At 44.8% G+C, this 16,084-nt stretch carries 16 protein-coding genes and 1 pseudogene; 5 read left to right on the forward strand and 12 right to left on the reverse strand.

Annotated features, from left to right (window positions below):
• Together LC508_RS06460 and LC508_RS06465 are read right to left on the reverse strand one after the other, a co-directional pair.
• Positions 1 to 957 (reverse strand): NAD-dependent epimerase/dehydratase family protein, encoded by a 957-nt coding sequence (locus LC508_RS06460; protein ID WP_103730920.1) that lies wholly within the window; start codon positions 955 to 957, stop codon positions 1 to 3.
• A 59-nt stretch (positions 958 to 1,016) separates the two neighbouring features.
• A pseudogene (locus tag LC508_RS06465) lies at positions 1,017 to 1,229 on the reverse strand (ACT domain-containing protein); the annotation flags it as partial.
• Between the two features lie 419 nt (positions 1,230 to 1,648).
• Here LC508_RS06465 and LC508_RS06470 point away from each other — a divergent pair.
• Together LC508_RS06470 and LC508_RS06475 are read left to right on the forward strand one after the other, a co-directional pair.
• A complete protein-coding gene (locus tag LC508_RS06470) occupies positions 1,649 to 1,906 on the forward strand; it encodes a hypothetical protein (protein ID WP_033140610.1) in 258 nt (85 codons plus the stop codon).
• A gap of 116 nt (positions 1,907 to 2,022) precedes the next feature.
• Positions 2,023 to 2,346: a DUF4368 domain-containing protein gene (locus LC508_RS06475; protein ID WP_033140471.1), complete on the forward strand. Its 324-nt coding sequence runs from the start codon at positions 2,023 to 2,025 to the stop codon at positions 2,344 to 2,346.
• Positions 2,347 to 2,504: 158 nt separating this feature from the next.
• Here the strand turns inward: LC508_RS06475 and LC508_RS06480 are convergent, their stop codons facing one another.
• The 9 genes from LC508_RS06480 to LC508_RS06520 all read right to left on the reverse strand — a co-directional run bounded on the left by LC508_RS06480 (position 2,505) and on the right by LC508_RS06520 (position 12,624).
• On the reverse strand, positions 2,505 to 3,995 hold the full coding sequence (locus tag LC508_RS06480) for an AAA family ATPase (protein WP_033140472.1): 1,491 nt from the start codon (positions 3,993 to 3,995) through the stop codon (positions 2,505 to 2,507).
• 201 nt (positions 3,996 to 4,196) lie between these two features.
• Positions 4,197 to 5,456, reverse strand: coding sequence for an MFS transporter (locus LC508_RS06485; RefSeq protein WP_054351127.1), 1,260 nt, complete (start codon positions 5,454 to 5,456; stop codon positions 4,197 to 4,199).
• Positions 5,457 to 5,471: 15 nt separating this feature from the next.
• Positions 5,472 to 7,577: an acetate--CoA ligase family protein gene (locus LC508_RS06490; RefSeq protein ID WP_103730921.1), complete on the reverse strand. Its 2,106-nt coding sequence runs from the start codon at positions 7,575 to 7,577 to the stop codon at positions 5,472 to 5,474.
• A 15-nt stretch (positions 7,578 to 7,592) separates the two neighbouring features.
• The gene (locus tag LC508_RS06495; protein ID WP_054351123.1) at positions 7,593 to 8,135 is read right to left on the reverse strand and encodes a 2-oxoacid:acceptor oxidoreductase family protein; all 543 of its coding nucleotides are present in this window, start codon (positions 8,133 to 8,135) and stop codon (positions 7,593 to 7,595) included.
• Complete coding sequence (locus LC508_RS06500; protein WP_054351122.1) at positions 8,132 to 8,875, reverse strand: thiamine pyrophosphate-dependent enzyme; 744 nt, start codon at positions 8,873 to 8,875, stop codon at positions 8,132 to 8,134. The genes LC508_RS06495 and LC508_RS06500 overlap by 4 nt, the downstream gene beginning before the upstream one ends.
• Positions 8,876 to 9,943 carry a 3-methyl-2-oxobutanoate dehydrogenase subunit VorB gene (vorB, locus tag LC508_RS06505; RefSeq protein WP_033140477.1) on the reverse strand — a complete coding sequence of 356 codons (1,068 nt, stop codon included), beginning with the start codon at positions 9,941 to 9,943 and terminating at the stop codon, positions 8,876 to 8,878.
• Positions 9,944 to 9,964: 21 nt separating this feature from the next.
• Positions 9,965 to 10,177: a 4Fe-4S dicluster domain-containing protein gene (locus tag LC508_RS06510; RefSeq protein WP_054351121.1), complete on the reverse strand. Its 213-nt coding sequence runs from the start codon at positions 10,175 to 10,177 to the stop codon at positions 9,965 to 9,967.
• Between the two features lie 15 nt (positions 10,178 to 10,192).
• Complete coding sequence (locus LC508_RS06515) at positions 10,193 to 11,167, reverse strand: C-terminal binding protein (protein WP_033140479.1); 975 nt, start codon at positions 11,165 to 11,167, stop codon at positions 10,193 to 10,195.
• On the reverse strand, positions 11,164 to 12,624 hold the full coding sequence (locus LC508_RS06520; protein WP_033140480.1) for a sodium:solute symporter family protein: 1,461 nt from the start codon (positions 12,622 to 12,624) through the stop codon (positions 11,164 to 11,166). Before LC508_RS06520 ends, LC508_RS06515 begins: the two co-directional genes overlap by 4 nt.
• A gap of 266 nt (positions 12,625 to 12,890) precedes the next feature.
• Here LC508_RS06520 and LC508_RS06525 point away from each other — a divergent pair, with 266 nt between their 5' ends.
• The 3 genes from LC508_RS06525 (at position 12,891) to LC508_RS06535 (ending at position 14,978) form a co-directional block, all read left to right on the forward strand.
• The gene (locus tag LC508_RS06525; protein WP_033140481.1) at positions 12,891 to 13,574 is read left to right on the forward strand and encodes a FadR/GntR family transcriptional regulator; all 684 of its coding nucleotides are present in this window, start codon (positions 12,891 to 12,893) and stop codon (positions 13,572 to 13,574) included.
• 290 nt (positions 13,575 to 13,864) lie between these two features.
• Entirely contained in the window at positions 13,865 to 14,065 is a 201-nt protein-coding gene (locus tag LC508_RS06530) for a cold-shock protein (RefSeq protein WP_033140482.1), read from the forward strand.
• A 322-nt stretch (positions 14,066 to 14,387) separates the two neighbouring features.
• A complete protein-coding gene (locus LC508_RS06535; protein ID WP_033140483.1) occupies positions 14,388 to 14,978 on the forward strand; it encodes a hypothetical protein in 591 nt (196 codons plus the stop codon).
• A 72-nt stretch (positions 14,979 to 15,050) separates the two neighbouring features.
• Here LC508_RS06535 and LC508_RS06540 read toward each other — a convergent pair whose 3' ends face one another.
• On the reverse strand, positions 15,051 to 15,947 hold the full coding sequence (locus LC508_RS06540; protein WP_103730923.1) for a putative manganese transporter: 897 nt from the start codon (positions 15,945 to 15,947) through the stop codon (positions 15,051 to 15,053).
• Positions 15,948 to 16,084: the final 137 nt, after the last annotated feature.

The following is a 16,084-nucleotide window of genomic DNA, read 5'->3' on the forward strand; positions in this document are numbered from 1 at the left end:
TTAATCGACTTTTATAAGTCCTCTGTCAATGTAGCTCTTGACTGCCAAATCAATTGTTTCAATACAAGTGTATTTAGGCTGATACTCCAAAAGAGTTCTCGCCTTTTCAATGCTGAACACACCGCTTCTTACAATGTGATAGTATGTGTGGTCGCACTCTTCTGGACTACCCTCATACTGACACCACTCTGACCACGGAAGAAACTTGATTTTCGCTTCATGCCCAAAGTATTCGTATAGATGCTTTGCAAAGCCATAAAGCGTGATATGAGTTGCTGCATCTGCATCGAAGGATTCTCCAAGTGCTTGATTTCTGTGCGTTATTGCTTTATAGAATACTTGAGCAACATCGTAACCATGTACATGATGAAGGATTTCTTGCCCGAAATTGGGGAGTGCAATTTCCTTACCGTCTGCAATGTCCTGAAACACCTTAATTGAGGTATTTCCCCATGGATTGATAATTGCCCAGCCAGGTCCCGATATTTGTCCTGGCATGATAACTGTTGACGGGAAACCATTCTGCCGATATTGTTCTTTTAGGTACATCTCACTGGCAAACTTATCTTTCCCATAATCATCCAATGGTTCCTTTCGCAAATCATCAGGGTCAAAAGGTATCGTCTCAGCCATTCCATGCGCCCAGCAAGACGAACAATATAGATAGTGAGACAGCTTTGTATTCTTAAATCCTTCGACAATTTTTCTTGTCTCCTTAATGTTAAAGTTCACCAAGTCAACAATGATGTCTGGTTCCATTGACTTCAGATTCTGAATAAAATCAACATCATTTTCTCTATCCATCTGTTCACGCTTAACCGTATGCCACGCAGGTGCATCCTCATATGGTGGTGTCATTTTTCGTGTGATGGCAACCGTATCGTACCCAGCATTCACCAGCATTGGAATCAAATAAGTTCCAATATGCCCTGATGCTCCTATAACTATAACTTTCATAAAGAAACCTCCTTGCTAAATTCATATTTTTTCATCCCGACAACTCGGAATTTGCATCATTATACAATGGTATCGCCTGCATCTCCAAGTACCTTCAATGATTTATCATAGTTTTCTTCTTTAACGAGAATATAATCCGTATTAAAAGTAGAAACAGCAAAAATACCAATCTTATTATCTGCCAATACAGCTGAAATTTTTGACAATATACCTATGAGAGAAAAATCAAGAACACCTTGTATTCTCATCATTTTCCATCCATCATCGTACTTCCGCAAATTCCCGTTTGTCGCTCTGTTTATGATATATTTTACCATACCTCTATGAACATTTCCACCACAACCGCCCTGTTCGCCTACTCATCTTGAGCAGGCGAATATTTTTTTGCTTTTTTCGCCTCAAGCTTTGGCAAAAACACAAAGTGTGGTGTTGTAGGTAGTAAGGAAAGAAATAATCTTTCTCAAATCTTTGGTAAAGCAGATGTTCAATCGTGGTAGAGAGAAAGAGAAAAATATTTCTCAATATCCTCAAAAACTTTGGCATTTTTCATTTTACGGTGGAGAGGGTATTGAAGGGGTTGGGGAATATCCCAACAAGCAAAATGCGGAGCATTTTTCGGAAAAGGGTACCCTTTTCCTATGCTTGCTGCGATACTTCTCACCCTTACCAAACTACAAAGGACGGGAAAGAAATGGAACGGAATATGAAAGATAAGAACAGCGATTTATTACCAAAACGGGGCAATCCGCTGAATGAAACGGTTACACACAAAATTGGCGGTACGTTCTATGAAATATCTACGGTTTGCGGCGGCGATGAACTGCTCTATGACAAAATGGAACGGCTCATAAAATCGGAAACCGTCACATCGCCTACTGACAGGGAAAAGAAAGTCCGATATAATAACGGTAGCAACCTGGTTGTCGGGCGTTCATTACAGGAGGAATGAACACATGACAACGACAAATTATCCCGACAATATTACAGCTTTATATGCCCATTTAAGCCAAGAGAACGCTTTGGACGGAGAGAGTAACTCCATAGCCAATCACTCACGAACGGTTTTTGAAACTATCCTTCGAGTATGAGGCGGAGCAGAAAGAACTGACAGAGTTTGTAAAGTCCGAGCAAGCGGCGGTCAACAGCTACGAACAGGACAAAGCCGACTTTGACAACTTCGCCGCCGTTATACGCAAGTATGTGGGAATACGAGAATTGACGCTCACCATCGTCAACGAGTTTGTGAAGAAAATCATCGTCCATGCTCCCGATAAATCCAGTGGGCACCGCCGCCAAAAGGTGGAGATTGTTTGGAACTTCATCGGGGAACTGAAACAGGACGAGGATAAGCAGACGATTGAACGGCAGAGAAAAGGCAAGACGGCATAGCCTAAGCTATGCCGTCTTGCAACATGATTAAATTACTTCCTTACGGGTGTTCACCATTCCAGCAAGCGCTTTTAAAGCGTATTAATTCATAACAGATATCACCGGCATAAGATATGAAATACATGGTACCCTTCTGTTCGCTCTTAAGCAAAACTTTATTATGCCAGCAGATGTCTCACCATCTCCCCATCAAAAACTACTTTTGCCACACGGTCCACTTCTATCTGATACAGCGCATTGGCCGCCATGTGCTCTGCCGCCTGTTCCAGGTCACGGATACCTGTCGTATCTGCATATTTTTCTATGACTGCGTCAACAGCCTCTGCAGTCACAACGCATTCCTTTTCCTGCAGGCCCATACGTTTCAGGACTTTTGGCAGGGCAAATTTTGAAAATATGATTTTCTTTTCCTCCGCTGTGTAATCCGGAATATCAATGACAGCAAACCTTGACATGAGCGGTGCGCTGATCTGCTCCTTATCATTGGCTGTAGCTATGGGATACACGCCGACTGTTGGGACCATACACTCAATATAGTTATCTGTAAAGCCCAGATTGTCGAGAAGGGTCAGAAGCACATCCGCCGGATTTCCATTCCCCTTTCCGGAAGACGCTTTATCCAGCTCGTTGATAATGAAGACAAGGTTGGATTCTCCCGCCATAGAAAATGCCTCCATAATGATTCCCGGTTTTGCATTTGCATAGATACGGGAGCTTCCGGTGAGCTGTTCCGGGTCGTTGATGGAACTCATATCCAAGGTGGTCCACGGCAGTTTTAAAATGCGGGCAACCGCATAGGCGATCTGGGATTTTCCCGTGCCCGCAGGGCCCACCAGCAGAATGCCGTATGCAGGGAGGGTATGTGTGCGGTTGATCTGTATGATCGTTTCCATGATCCGCTGCTTCACCCTTTCCATGCCGTAGAGCTCTTCATCCAGAATTCTGCGCGCTTCCTGAGGGTCAATGGCTTCAAAATAATTGTTTTTCCATTGAATATTCATCATAATGGAAAGTGCACGCTGCGCATGTCTGCGCTCCTCCGGGGAGACTTCATGGGAGCGTGCGACAGCAAGGTTTCTTCTGGCCCAGAGGCGTATATTATCAGGCAGAGTCTTACCCGCACAGGTCATAAAATCCGTTATGCTCTGCAGGCTGGTGAGCTTCATGCTGTCACCGGTCTCCTCCTGGTCCTCGTCCTCAATCTCCTCTGCAGGTGCACTGCCTGCCAGTAATCTTTCAATCATGAACTGAAGAAATCCATCCTCTGCGGAGAGCTTTGTCCCTCCTCCGAAAGCAATTTCCCGAATCTTGTAGACTGCATACCCGTCTTCCATGTTCTTGCCGGACAGACGCACATTAATGCGGTTCTCACCCAGCCAGTGAAGGAGGCTGACAAAGCGGGCGTCTACTTTGAGAATATCTGCCGGTACCGTACCGTCCTCCTCTTTGAACTCAAATACCGTCTGCTTATCCTGATCTGCAAAGACACCACAGGAATGATGTTTCCATTCCCGTTTATGATTGTCCAGAAGCAGGATGGGCTTTTGGGGTGAAGCAGCGTTCTCATTGGAACGAAATACCGTGTATGTACAATGGAACTCATTACTCTTTTTGTCGTCTGAACTGTTGCTGAAATCAAATACTGGCATATTGGCACACTCCTTTTATTTTAAAACTAAAACACGTATATGGCGCGATATGTGGCAGAGACGGCTCTGCCCGTATGTAGTATACCTATTTTTCCATCTATTTACAAGCTCCTTTATACTGAGTCAACAAAAAAAGAGCGCCATTTTCTCTTTCCAAATGACGCTCTGTGTTCCAATCCTGACTCCTCAACAATATTTTATTCAGTTTTCCTCAAATAACCGTGCCTTCTTACTCCTTCTGTAAAGTACAGCCGCACTTGTTCCTCCGACAGCCAGCAGAATGATTGTATATATAAACATAAACACATATCCTCTGTTTCCATAGTGATCTAGCCAGAACCCAAACAGGGAATGCTGGAACAAATCCGGTGAGTAAGCAAGAGCCGCGTATAAACCCATTGCCGTACCGCTGGCCTGTCTGGCAACATTTGTTTCCGGAGGCAGTGCCAGACAAATATTGGTAAATAAGGTACACACGATTCCGGTAATAAGAGACACTGCCACCAGAACCCCCAACGGAACTTTTGCAGAAAAAAGAAGAATACATATAAGAAATACAATCAGCGCGGAAGTTCCGAATATTACCATTCTGGAGACATATTTCGTCTTCGTTGCAATCTTGCCCAGAATAGGGCTGAACAACCTTCCTCCGTATAGATTCAGCACTCCCAGCACTCCGGAAAATGTCACCGCAACGCCAAACACATCATTAAAATACGGTACAAAATAAGACGTGGTAGCCATGGTTGAAAACATACAGAACCCGCATATGATCATCATCCAAAGCCCAGGTTCCTTCATAACCAATGCCAGCTGGGAGAACGTAAACTTCTCATTCTCATCTCCTTCCGTATTCACATCCTCTACCTTCCTGAATATGAAAATACATCCCAGGGCGGATACAAATGTAAATCCCGCATAAACCCACACAACTGTTGAAAATGCAGGGACCTGTCCCACAGATTTTTCTGCGAGATTATATACATATAAAGAAGTAAAGTTGATAACCATATAGCCGATTGACTGTGCAAAAGAAAACATGCCAACCGATTCACCAACCAGATGCTCCGGCACTATCATACGAGGCAGTTTAAAAATAGATGGGTTAAACACAAAAAATGTAGTAACACCAAACAATCCCCATATAATATACATATTGATCACTGACGGTGCCAATGCCAGCCATACACTAAGAGCCGTGGTTCCAAGCAGTGATACAATAATACATTTTTTATAATCCAGTTTATCTGTGACAAAGCCTCCTATGAGGTTAAATATCACATTTCCAAATCCATACACTGACATGATCAGTCCAAGCTGTGTGTTTGTAGCACCGGTTGCCTCCATCATGGGATCATAAAAAATCCCTTTGATATAAGGCAGCGAATAAGACGCCGCATAGCAGATGCCTGCAATCATCAATGCCCCAGTTACCCATCCCCCAAGACCTTTTTTCTTCATACATAAACCTCCCTTTTAGGGTTTCCGGCATAACACCATTAATCCATCCGCAGCTTTTACTCCTTTTCCCTCCGGATATACAAAAACTGGATTGATATCCATCTCCACCAGTTTATCCCTGTAATCTTCTGCCAGACGGCTCACAGATACCAGGCAGTCTGCCAAAGCTTTTATGTCAAGAGGCGACTGTCCCCGGTATCCCGCAAGCAGCCTGCTGCTCTTCAGGGAACTTATCATCTCTTCTGCTTCCCAGTGATTTATGGGGGCAGGATACAGGACTGCATCCTGGAAGATCTCTGTAAAGATACCACCCATTCCCAGAAGGATCATTGGTCCCAGATTGGGGTCACAGGTAACACCGATTATCATTTCCAGACCTTCTTCCAGCATCTCCTGAACCAGTATGCCATTGATTTTTGCATCCGGGCGCTCTTGTTCTGCACGTTCCATGATACCTTGAAAGGCATTTTTTATCTCTTGTTCTCCCTGAATCCCAACACGTACTCCGCCTATTTCTGACTTGTGCAGGATATCATTGGATTCGATTTTCAAGACCACCTTTTTGCCCATTTCTGCCGCGCAGGCCGCCGCTTCTTTCCAGGTAACCGTCAGTTTTTCTTTCGGACATGGAATCCCATAATCTATAAAAATCTGCTTTGACTGATGCTCGGACAGTGCGATTCTGTCTTCCTCCTGTTTGTTCTGCAGTGCGGCAATTGTACCGGTACGGTTTTCAGCAGTTTTTAAAAATGCAGTGTAATCCATCAAATGCCGTATGACCCGGTATCCGTAATGCGGCGGCGGCAGTATGGGAACACCGGCAGCTTTGAGTTTTTCAAGAACCTCTTTCTCTCTTCCGGATTCAATGAGCGGAACTACAGCGGCCGGCTTTTCCGGATGTCGAATGCAGTAACGGATCAGACCTTCCAGGTAATCGTAAATTGTGATATCACTAATTTTCTCTGTTATCTGCAGAGAGGTTACCAGCATCTCTACCTGGGGATCTTCCATCACGATTTCTGCCACCTGTTCAAAGGTATTCCCATCACTTCCACCGGTTAAATCCATGGGATTCTGCGCTGTGGCAAAGGGCGGCAGAACCTTTTTCAGCCGTTCTGTGGTCTCCTCGGAAAAATCAGGAAGTTCCAGACCGTACAGGGAACCTGCGTCCGCTGAGATTGTTGTCTCCCCTCCTGATATATTTACAAATGCCAGACTGTTTTTTTCCGGCAGTTTTGGGAGCGTTACAATTGCAGCACAGACAGAAAGAAGTTCCTCCAAATCCTCCACCCGGATAACTCCAAACTTCTTAAACAGCGCATCCGTATGCTTATCACATCCACTGAGATTTCCGGTGTGTGAGGCGGCAGCTCTGCTGCCTTTCTGGGAGCGTCCCGCTTTTAGGATAACAACCGGTTTTCTCTTTTCCACTGCTCTGTGCAGTACCTGCGCGAACTTTTCCGGCTTTTTTATTCCTTCCATATAAGCAGCTACAACTTCTGTATTCTCATCCTCCACCAGGAACTCCAGATAGTCCTCCATAGTCACAATTTTACTGTTTCCTGCGGATATCACATAGGAAAAGCTCCCCTTGGCACTCTCCATCAGCCCCATGCAGACTTGACCGCTCTGAGATACCAGGCCGATTTTTCCTGCACTCTCCCTGGCCTGGAACAGAAAACCAAAGGCAAAAACCCGGTCCACGAAATTTAAAAATCCCGCGCAGTTTGGTCCCATAACAGCAATATCCAAATCTTTTGCCTTTGCTGTCAATTCCTCCTCCATCCTGACATCTTCCGGCAGCTTTGTCTCACCGTAGCCGCTCGCAAAAACAACTGCGCCTTTTGCTCCTTGTTCAGCGGCTTCTTCCAATAATGCCGGTACTGTAGTTTTCGGTGTACAGATGACAGCAAGGTCTATTTTCCCCGGAATATCCGATATCTTCCGGTAGCAGGGAACGCCGAATACCCTGTCATTTTTCAAGCTCACAAGATACAGATCTTCCATCCGTTCCCTGCATTGTTCCAGAAACATTCTCGACGCGAAACCCGCCATCGTTTCTCTCTCCGTGGCTCCCACAATCACTATTTTCTGTGGGCGCAGCAGCTTATTCAGTTCCATTTCTTCCCCCGCTTTCTATGAATACAGTCTGTATCCTGCATCAAAAGCCGCTATATTGGCCGACAGATATTTTCCTTTGCCCTTTTTGTCGAAATAGGCGGCAATCGCAGCGGCAAGCTCCTCTTTTCCGAACATCCCTGTGGCCTTTTCCAGAACTCCCAGCATAACCAGATTGGCACCTTTGGAATTCTCTGCACCGGCAGATAATTCATTTGCCGGTACGGAAAGGGCCGTGATATCCTGCCGTGTAATTTTGTCTGCCTCCACCATATCTCTGTTATACAGCAAAATTCCTCCAGGCTTTATCATATGCTCAAACCGTTCCACGGAAGGGGCATTCATGGCAAGCAGAATGTCCAGTTCATTGCAGTAAGGACTTCCAATCTCTTCATCCGACAGCTTCACATTGCAATTGGCTGTCCCGCCACGCATCTCAGAACCATAGGAGGGATACCACGTAAGATTCTGCCCCTTCCGGAAGCCCGCTTCTGCGAGGATCAACCCAGCGGTCAATACACCCTGTCCTCCAAATCCGGCACAAATTATTTCCTTATTCATAAGCTGGCATCCTCCTTCCCAATAAATTCTCCAACAGGAAATACGGGCATAATCGTATCTTTGATATATTTCGCTGCTTTCACCGGTTCCATTGCCCAGTTTGTGGGACAGGGAGAAAGCAGTTCCACAAGGCTGTATCCTGCTCCCTGCATTTGCTTTTCCAAAGCCCTTTTTATATACTTCTTTGCCTTTCTGATATTCGCCGCATCACAAAAGGAAGCCCTGGCCAGATAGGCGATATCCATTTTATTGAGAAGTGAAACCACATCCAGTGTGCCTCCTCCTTCTTCCATACTTTTTCCATGTATGGAAGAACTGGTTACCTGTCCCTGAAGTGAGGTGGGAGACATCTGGCCTCCGGTCATTCCAAACACACAGTTATTTAGGACAATTACAGTAATATTGTCATTTCTTCTTGCAGAATGGATTGTCTCGGCAATTCCAATAGAATAAGCAGCACCGTCTCCCAGATAGGCAATGACGGGATTTTGGGGCCTGGCAAACTTGACTCCCACTGCTGTGGGAACCGGTCTTCCATGTGCTGCCTCTATTGTGTCATATCTCCAGATATCAATGGGCATCCCTCCGCAGGCTACATCCAGTACGGCGATTGCTTCTTCCTCCCGCCCTAACTCCTGGAGCACTTCTCCGATCAAACGGATGGCAATTCCATGGCCGCATCCCGGGCAAAAAGAATGTCCGTCCGTATATGTTATTCTTTCCGGCGCCTTTACCATCATTTAAAACACCTCCCTCTCCATCTTTCCTTCTAATATCTGTACCGCTTTTTCAACAATGTCCATACTTCTCGGCACTTTTATTCCTGTCCCGTATGTATATACAGGGTATCGGCACTGCACAGACAGCTTTACATCCTCTGCCATCTGACCGGTAATACTCATCTCCACTGTCATAAACGCTCTGCAGTTTTCTCCCAAATCAGCAAATGCGTCCACAGGGTACGGAAAAATAGAAATAGGGCGGATGAGACCCAGACGGATTCCCTGTTTTCTTGCTTTTGAGACAGCTTCCTTACAGACTCTGGCACTGATTCCGTATGCTACTAGAATCAGCTCTGCGTCCTCAGTGAGAATACTCTCCCATCTCTGCTCATTCTTTTTCATTTCCTCATATTTCTCTCTCAGAAATGTATTGTAATCATCCATATAATAGAAAACATTTGTGATTTTCTTTGATTCCTGCCGGCCTTTGCATCCTTTTACAGTCCAGTCATCTCTGTCAATATCTACCTCTTCCTGCGGCGGCAGACACACAGGTTCTACCATCTGCCCGATTGCCGCGTCTGAAAGGATGATAACAGGGTGTCTGTATTTCTCAGCCAGAGGAAATGCCTGCATCATCAGATCCACACTCTCCTGAACAGATGCCGGGGCTAATACCAGAAGATGGGAATCTCCGTGTCCGTTTCCTCTTGTTACCAGCTTATAATCGCACTGTCCCTGGCTGATTTCTCCGATACCGCTTCCAAATCTGGCTACATCCACGATCACAGCCGGAATATCTCCTGCGATCAGATAGGAAAGCCCTTCCTGCATCAGTGAAAAACCGGGGCCGGAAGAAGAAGTCATGGCTCTGGCGCCTGCCGCTGCTGCTCCTAATACCATATTAATGGCTGCCAGTTCTGATTCGGACTGTATAAAGGTTCCTCCTGCCTCCGGCATCCGCTGGCTTAAATATTCCAGTATCTCATTCTGGGGCGTAATGGGATAGCCGCTGTAAAAACGGCACCCGCTGCGGATCATAGCTTCAGCCAGCGCTTCATTTCCCTTCATCAATACCTTTTCCATAGACTTTTGTCCCTCCTCTTCTCACTGTACTTTCCCGGAACAGATTTCAAATACATAGTCCGGACATACCGTGTAACATGTGGCACAGGCTACACACAGTTCCTGATTGACTTCCACGACTTCATACCCTTTTTTATTTGTTTTTCCAGATCTGCTGACTGCCCCTTTGGGACATTCCTCTATGCATCTTCCGCAGGCTTTGCAGCGGTGAAGATGAAGTATTACTTTCTCCATAATTTCCTCCTCTGTCTACAATAAATTCTGCACCTGGCCCATTTTCCCTTCACAGTAATATCTCGCATTGTACGCTCCGATTTCCAGTGATATCCGGTATGCCTCATCCGAATAAAAGGCTGTATGCGGTGTTAAAATTACATTGTCCCTGTGCAGAAGCGGATTCTTAGTTAAATCCGGGGTTTCACTTTCCAGAACATCAAGCGCTGCACCTTTTACCAGCCCCAAATCCAGGGCCTGTACCAAATCTGCCTCTACGACAGCTCCGCCCCTGGCTACATTGATGAGAAACGGCTGTTTTTTCATCTTACGGAACATATCCATGTTCAAAAGCCCCTCATTATCTTCTGTCAGGTTCATATGTACACTGATGATATCCGAAATTTCCAGCAGTTCATCCAGCTCTGCCCGGTTCACATTCATATTGTCCATAACCTCTTTTGGCACATATGGATCATAGGCCACGATCTTCATTCCGAAACTCCGGGCTCTTTGCGCAACCGCTTTACCGATTTTGCCAAATCCGATGATTCCCAGTGTTTGCCCCTCGATTCTGTGCACTCCCATTTTCTGAATAGTTTCCATTTCCCATGCGTAGTCTTCCTCAATTCTCCTTCTCAGATAAGGGAAACGACGCTCCAGAGAAAGAATCAGAGCCAAAGTGTGGTCAGCCACTTCCTGTGTACAGTAGCCTGATACATTTGTCACAGCGATTCCCCTGCTTTTTGCATATTCTACGTCCACAAAGTTAAAGCCTGTCGTTTCCAGTGCAATAATTTTACATTTCTGCATTCTGTCAATTGCTTCTTTTCTGATAGGCGCGAAGTCTGAAATCACTGCATCTGCCTGGCTTAAAATCTCATAATAAGCATCTAAATGTTCCGGTTCATACACTGCCCTCAATATTTCCGCATCCGGGGGCAGGCAGTTGATCTCTGTCTGTAAATCTCTGTCTTTTGTTTCTGGAAATACTGTAAATACAACTTTCATTCTTCTTTACCTCCTTGTTTTCCTGCTGATTGAAATACTTTCAGTTTTGCTTTCTCTTCCGGTGTCTGTCTGCCCCAAATACTGATCGGGAAAAAGAGCAGCGCTGACACCGCAAGCCCGGGCCAGAAACTGTCTGTCTCAAAAATTTTCCCCCACTTAAGGGCATTGCCCAAAAACCAAAATAGTACGACTGCCAAAGAACAGGCCGCCGAATAAAAAGCTGCGCTGCTGTTCGCTTTCTTCCAGCACACTCCGAGAACGGTTGGAAGAAATAATCCGGCAGAATTAATCGTCAGTGCAATAAACAAAACATCAATAATATCCTGCCGGTACATTGCAAAAAGTAATGCCACAAATCCTATTCCAAAGGAACAGCACGTACTTAAATGTCTTATTTTTTTATCCGTCACATCCCGGTTGATATATCTTTGATAGATATCCTTCGTTAGATTTGTAGATGCTGTCAGCATTAAAATATCTGCTGAAGACATTATGGCAGCTATAATTCCTACCACTACAATTCCCCGCAGTCCCTGGGGAAATATATGGATGATCAAATAAGACAGCGCATTTCTGCTATCCGGCAGATCAGGCATAATAACCTTTGTACTCAGTCCTAAAAAGGTGGCTGACACCGCAATGATGAAAATTCCCGCAGCAGCCAGCAGAGAGCCTCTTCTGGATGTCTTCACATCTTTTGCCGCTATACACCGGGTATATCCATCCATATTTGTATAGAAGGAAAACAAGGTCGTTAATCCCAGTGCGATGATACTTGGCCACCCCCATGCTCCGAGATTCATATAGGAATCCGGCAATGACTGAATCGCTGATATACCGCCGTCCATATGCATAATGCTGAGCGGAACCCCGAGGATCACAATACCCAGAAGTAAGATTACGGTCTGTACCCAATCCGTGTAGGTGACCGCAAGGAGACCCCCGAAAGCAGTATAAAATGTGATCACTGCTGCAACTACGATCAATGAAACCTTTGTGTCCCATCCTGTCAGCGCACTTAATGTACTCCCTCCTGCCAGAAACTGACTCGCCACAAACCCGATCATACCCAGAATTGTACAGATGGTTGCCACCATTCTCGTTTTGGAATCGTATCTGCTTTCAATAAAATCCGGATATGTCAGTAAGTTCAATTTTGTACTCAGCCTTTTTATGGTTCCTGTAAACGTAAACGCAAAAATCACAAGACTGACTGCAATGACAACCACATACCAGACTGCCGTTATCCCCATGGAATACGCTCTCTCGGCAGTCCCCACAATAGAAGCACCTCCTATCCAGGAAGAAAGCCACAGACATGTAATGGAAAACACACCTGCTTTTCTGCCTGCCACAAAATAATCATCTGAATCCTGCTGTTTTTTACCGGAATATATACCTATAAAGAGCATACCTGCCATATAAAAAACAATAATACCGATATCCAAACCACTCAAAGGAATACCTCCTTCCGTTCACCAGCCCCGCGCGCGAACTGGTCATACCAGTTATTAAGTACATTATACACTGGTACGACCAGTTGTCAATAATTTTCAGATATCATTTTCTCTATTTGTAAAATATGCAGATTTTTGGCACGTATTTTTTGTATATTATTTACAATCCCTCCCACAACACCATTGATTTTTTTCTTATAAAATGATATTTTATTAGGTAAATGGTATTTCATGCCATCTTACGTTAAATGGTCGGAGGAAAACAAATGGAAAAAGAATCAGAACCGAAAGGTTATCAGATAATTATCAGTGAATTACAGAAAATGCTTGCAAACGGTGAATTAAAATGCGGGGATAAACTTCCCTCTGAACGAAATATGACCACTCTCTTTCATCTGAGCAGAACATCTGTCCGTGAAGCCCTTCGGGCAATGGAAATGATCGGGATTGTAGAGAAACGCCATGGGGAGGGAAATTATATTGTAAATAACGCGGAAAGTTCCCTGACAGATGTACTTTCTATTATGCTCATATTGAATGATGGAGCTCTTGATGAATTCATGGAATTTCGTAAATGGATAGAACTTGGGGCAGTCAAAAGCGTGATCGCTTCCTCTTCCGAAGAGGAAATCCTTTCTCTGGATGAAAAATTATCTGCCTATGCCGATTCATCCTCTGTCCATGAAAGGACTTTAAAAGATATTGATTTTCATAAGGCTATCGTTTGTTTATCCGGAAATCCTTTTTTTATTTCCATTTTTAATGCCATCTCTGCTCTTGCCGTCAATCATCTGGAAACCATCATACAGAGGCTTACGTCTAACGGAAAAGACAGTGCAAAGGTAGATTCTATTTATCAGGAACATGAAATGATTCTAAATGCCATAAAAAAAAGAGATTATACTATGGCGGAAAGATTTCTGGATTATCACATCCAGACTTTCACATAAAGAGTCTTCTCCGCTGTGTATCGCAGCGGCATAACTGTTCACAAGCTGCGATACACAGCATTGTGAACAGCGGCACCTGAAACCACATGGTATAAATACATGACGAAAATATTGGTAAAGACATTTCATTTTCTGCTTGACATTCCCCATTTTCTATGTTAATCTGTAACAAGTGTTTTGATAAAGCCTTGATTTCGCATATATCCGTAAGTCATTCTTTTATTCATGATTTACTGTTATATGCGTTTTTTGTTTTGTAAAATGCATATAAAAATTAGGAGGTATCTTTCATGAATAAAGGTACAGTAAAATGGTTTAACTCAGAAAAAGGTTTCGGATTTATTACAGGGGAAGACGGATCTGATGTGTTCGTACATTTCTCAGGAATTAATTGTGACGGTTACAAATCTCTTGAGGACGGCCAGGCCGTGACTTATGATTTGACCAGAGGAAACCGCGGCATGCAGGCCGTTAATGTGTGTGCTGCTTAAACCAGAATATCACTGCACTGTCTTATGAATACCTGGCTGTGATCCACAACAGCAGGTATTCGTAATCTGTATATCAATTAGTCAGAGCTATGATTGATGTTACAGCTAAGTCGGCGGGGTTTATTTTGTATTCCTTGCTGGCTCAACCTAAATTAACTGAATTTCACGATTCATTTATATATAAATTTTCTGCTGACAAAATTCTTATTTTCCAAAACTCCCCCATCCGTATTTTCCATCCCCTATCCAAACTTTTATGCAATAACAATATCAAACGATCTGCATATAATAAACCAACAAATAATGTTCAGGTACACATATTATGAACAATGACCCCCGCGGTACAATCATTCAGCAGGGCAATATTATGCGCATAGATAATGCATTGATTGAAGAGGTATTCTGTTTTAATAATTCGATCGGTCATATCCTTATCTCCTATGCCGTTCCCGAGGCAAATCAGACCACTTCCATACAGACCTTACGTCTGAATATAGGCAGAAACACTGTGATTCTGAATATGTTCGGACAGCGTGTTGACGCCTGTCAGCTTCGGCAGGGTATGTGGATAAATGCCGTATTTTCCTCACGGATGACGCGAAGTATCCCGCCCCAGGCCAATGCGTTTCTCCTTCTTGTCAGGAGAAATCCCCGCCCGCAGACCAATACCACGGATGGACGGATTGCTTCCATTGACCTGAGAAACAGGTTCCTCTTTACGGGAAATCCCAATGATATCAACAGCCAGATCCGGTTCACAGTCACGGACGATACTGTTATTCTGAACCGGTTTGGAAATCCCATCAGCCTTCGGGCGCTCCGCCCCGGGCAGATGGTCAGGATCAACCATGCCAATTTCCAGACGGCCAGTATTCCGCCTCAGACCACTGCCTTCCGGATACAGGTGATATAGGAAATCTTATGGACACAAAAAAAGCTGGCATCTCATACAGAAATGTCAGCTTTTTACTGCTCGCCTTTTTCATTATAATACAATTCCCAGCATCTCTATGAGAATCCCCCAGAACACACCTGTCCCATAAAGGATTCCAATGAGTCCCAGATTCTCTTTCATTCCTTTGTTCGTTCTGCAAAGCACCAGAACGCCCACTCCGGCTCCCACCAGAAGTCCTGCCATCATCTGTCCTGCTCCCAGGATTCCTGTCAGGTAGAGCTGTGTGATGACCACAGAGGAGGCGCAGTTGGGAATAAGGCCCACCAGTGCAGCCAGTAACACACCGATCAGGGGTTTGCTGCTGATAAAGTAACCGATATTATGGCTGCCCACCAGCTCCACGCAGAAACTGATCCCCAGGGAAACCAGGAATATGAAAACCGTGATCTGCAGGGTGTGGAGAAAAGCAGATTTGATGATGCTGCCGTTCTCACAGTGGCAGTGTTCGGATTCACACAGATCATGGATCTCTTTTTCATGGTGGTCCCTGTGTATATGTCTGTATTCTTCCCGCTCTCTTCTCTTCCTGCCGCCGAACCGCCATAATATGTCAATGGCAAATCCCGAGACAGCTCCCAGTACGATCTTCAGTCCCAGAATACGCAGGATTGTGCCTGCAGCCACGGATTCGGAGATAAAGATGGGCAGCATCTCATCTGAAGTGGAGAGAAAGATAGCCAGCAGTGTTCCTGCGGATATAACCCCGCCGGAGTAAAGACTGGCAGCGGCAGCGGAAAATCCGCACTGGGGAAACGCCCCCACAATGCCGCCTATAAGGGGACCAAAATGTCCCGACTTTCGCATAATCTGTTTCGATTTATTTTTTGTCTTATGTTCCAGGTATTCCATGACCAGATAAGTCAGGAAAAGGAAAGGAATCAGCTTCGCCGTATCCAGCAAAGCATCCAAGATCACGTCAAGTACCATTCATACAGCTCCCTTCCGCATCAGAGTTCATCACTGTGCCAGTTTCTAATCATAGCATAAAACCGGGACAAACTCAACGCCGGATTACTATATTTTACAGATATACCTAAAAACAGGCAGCGGCAGCAGAAATCCCG

The sequence above is a fragment of the Blautia parvula genome, from assembly GCF_020215665.1.
In the GTDB taxonomy this organism is placed as follows: domain Bacteria; phylum Bacillota; class Clostridia; order Lachnospirales; family Lachnospiraceae; genus Blautia; species Blautia celeris.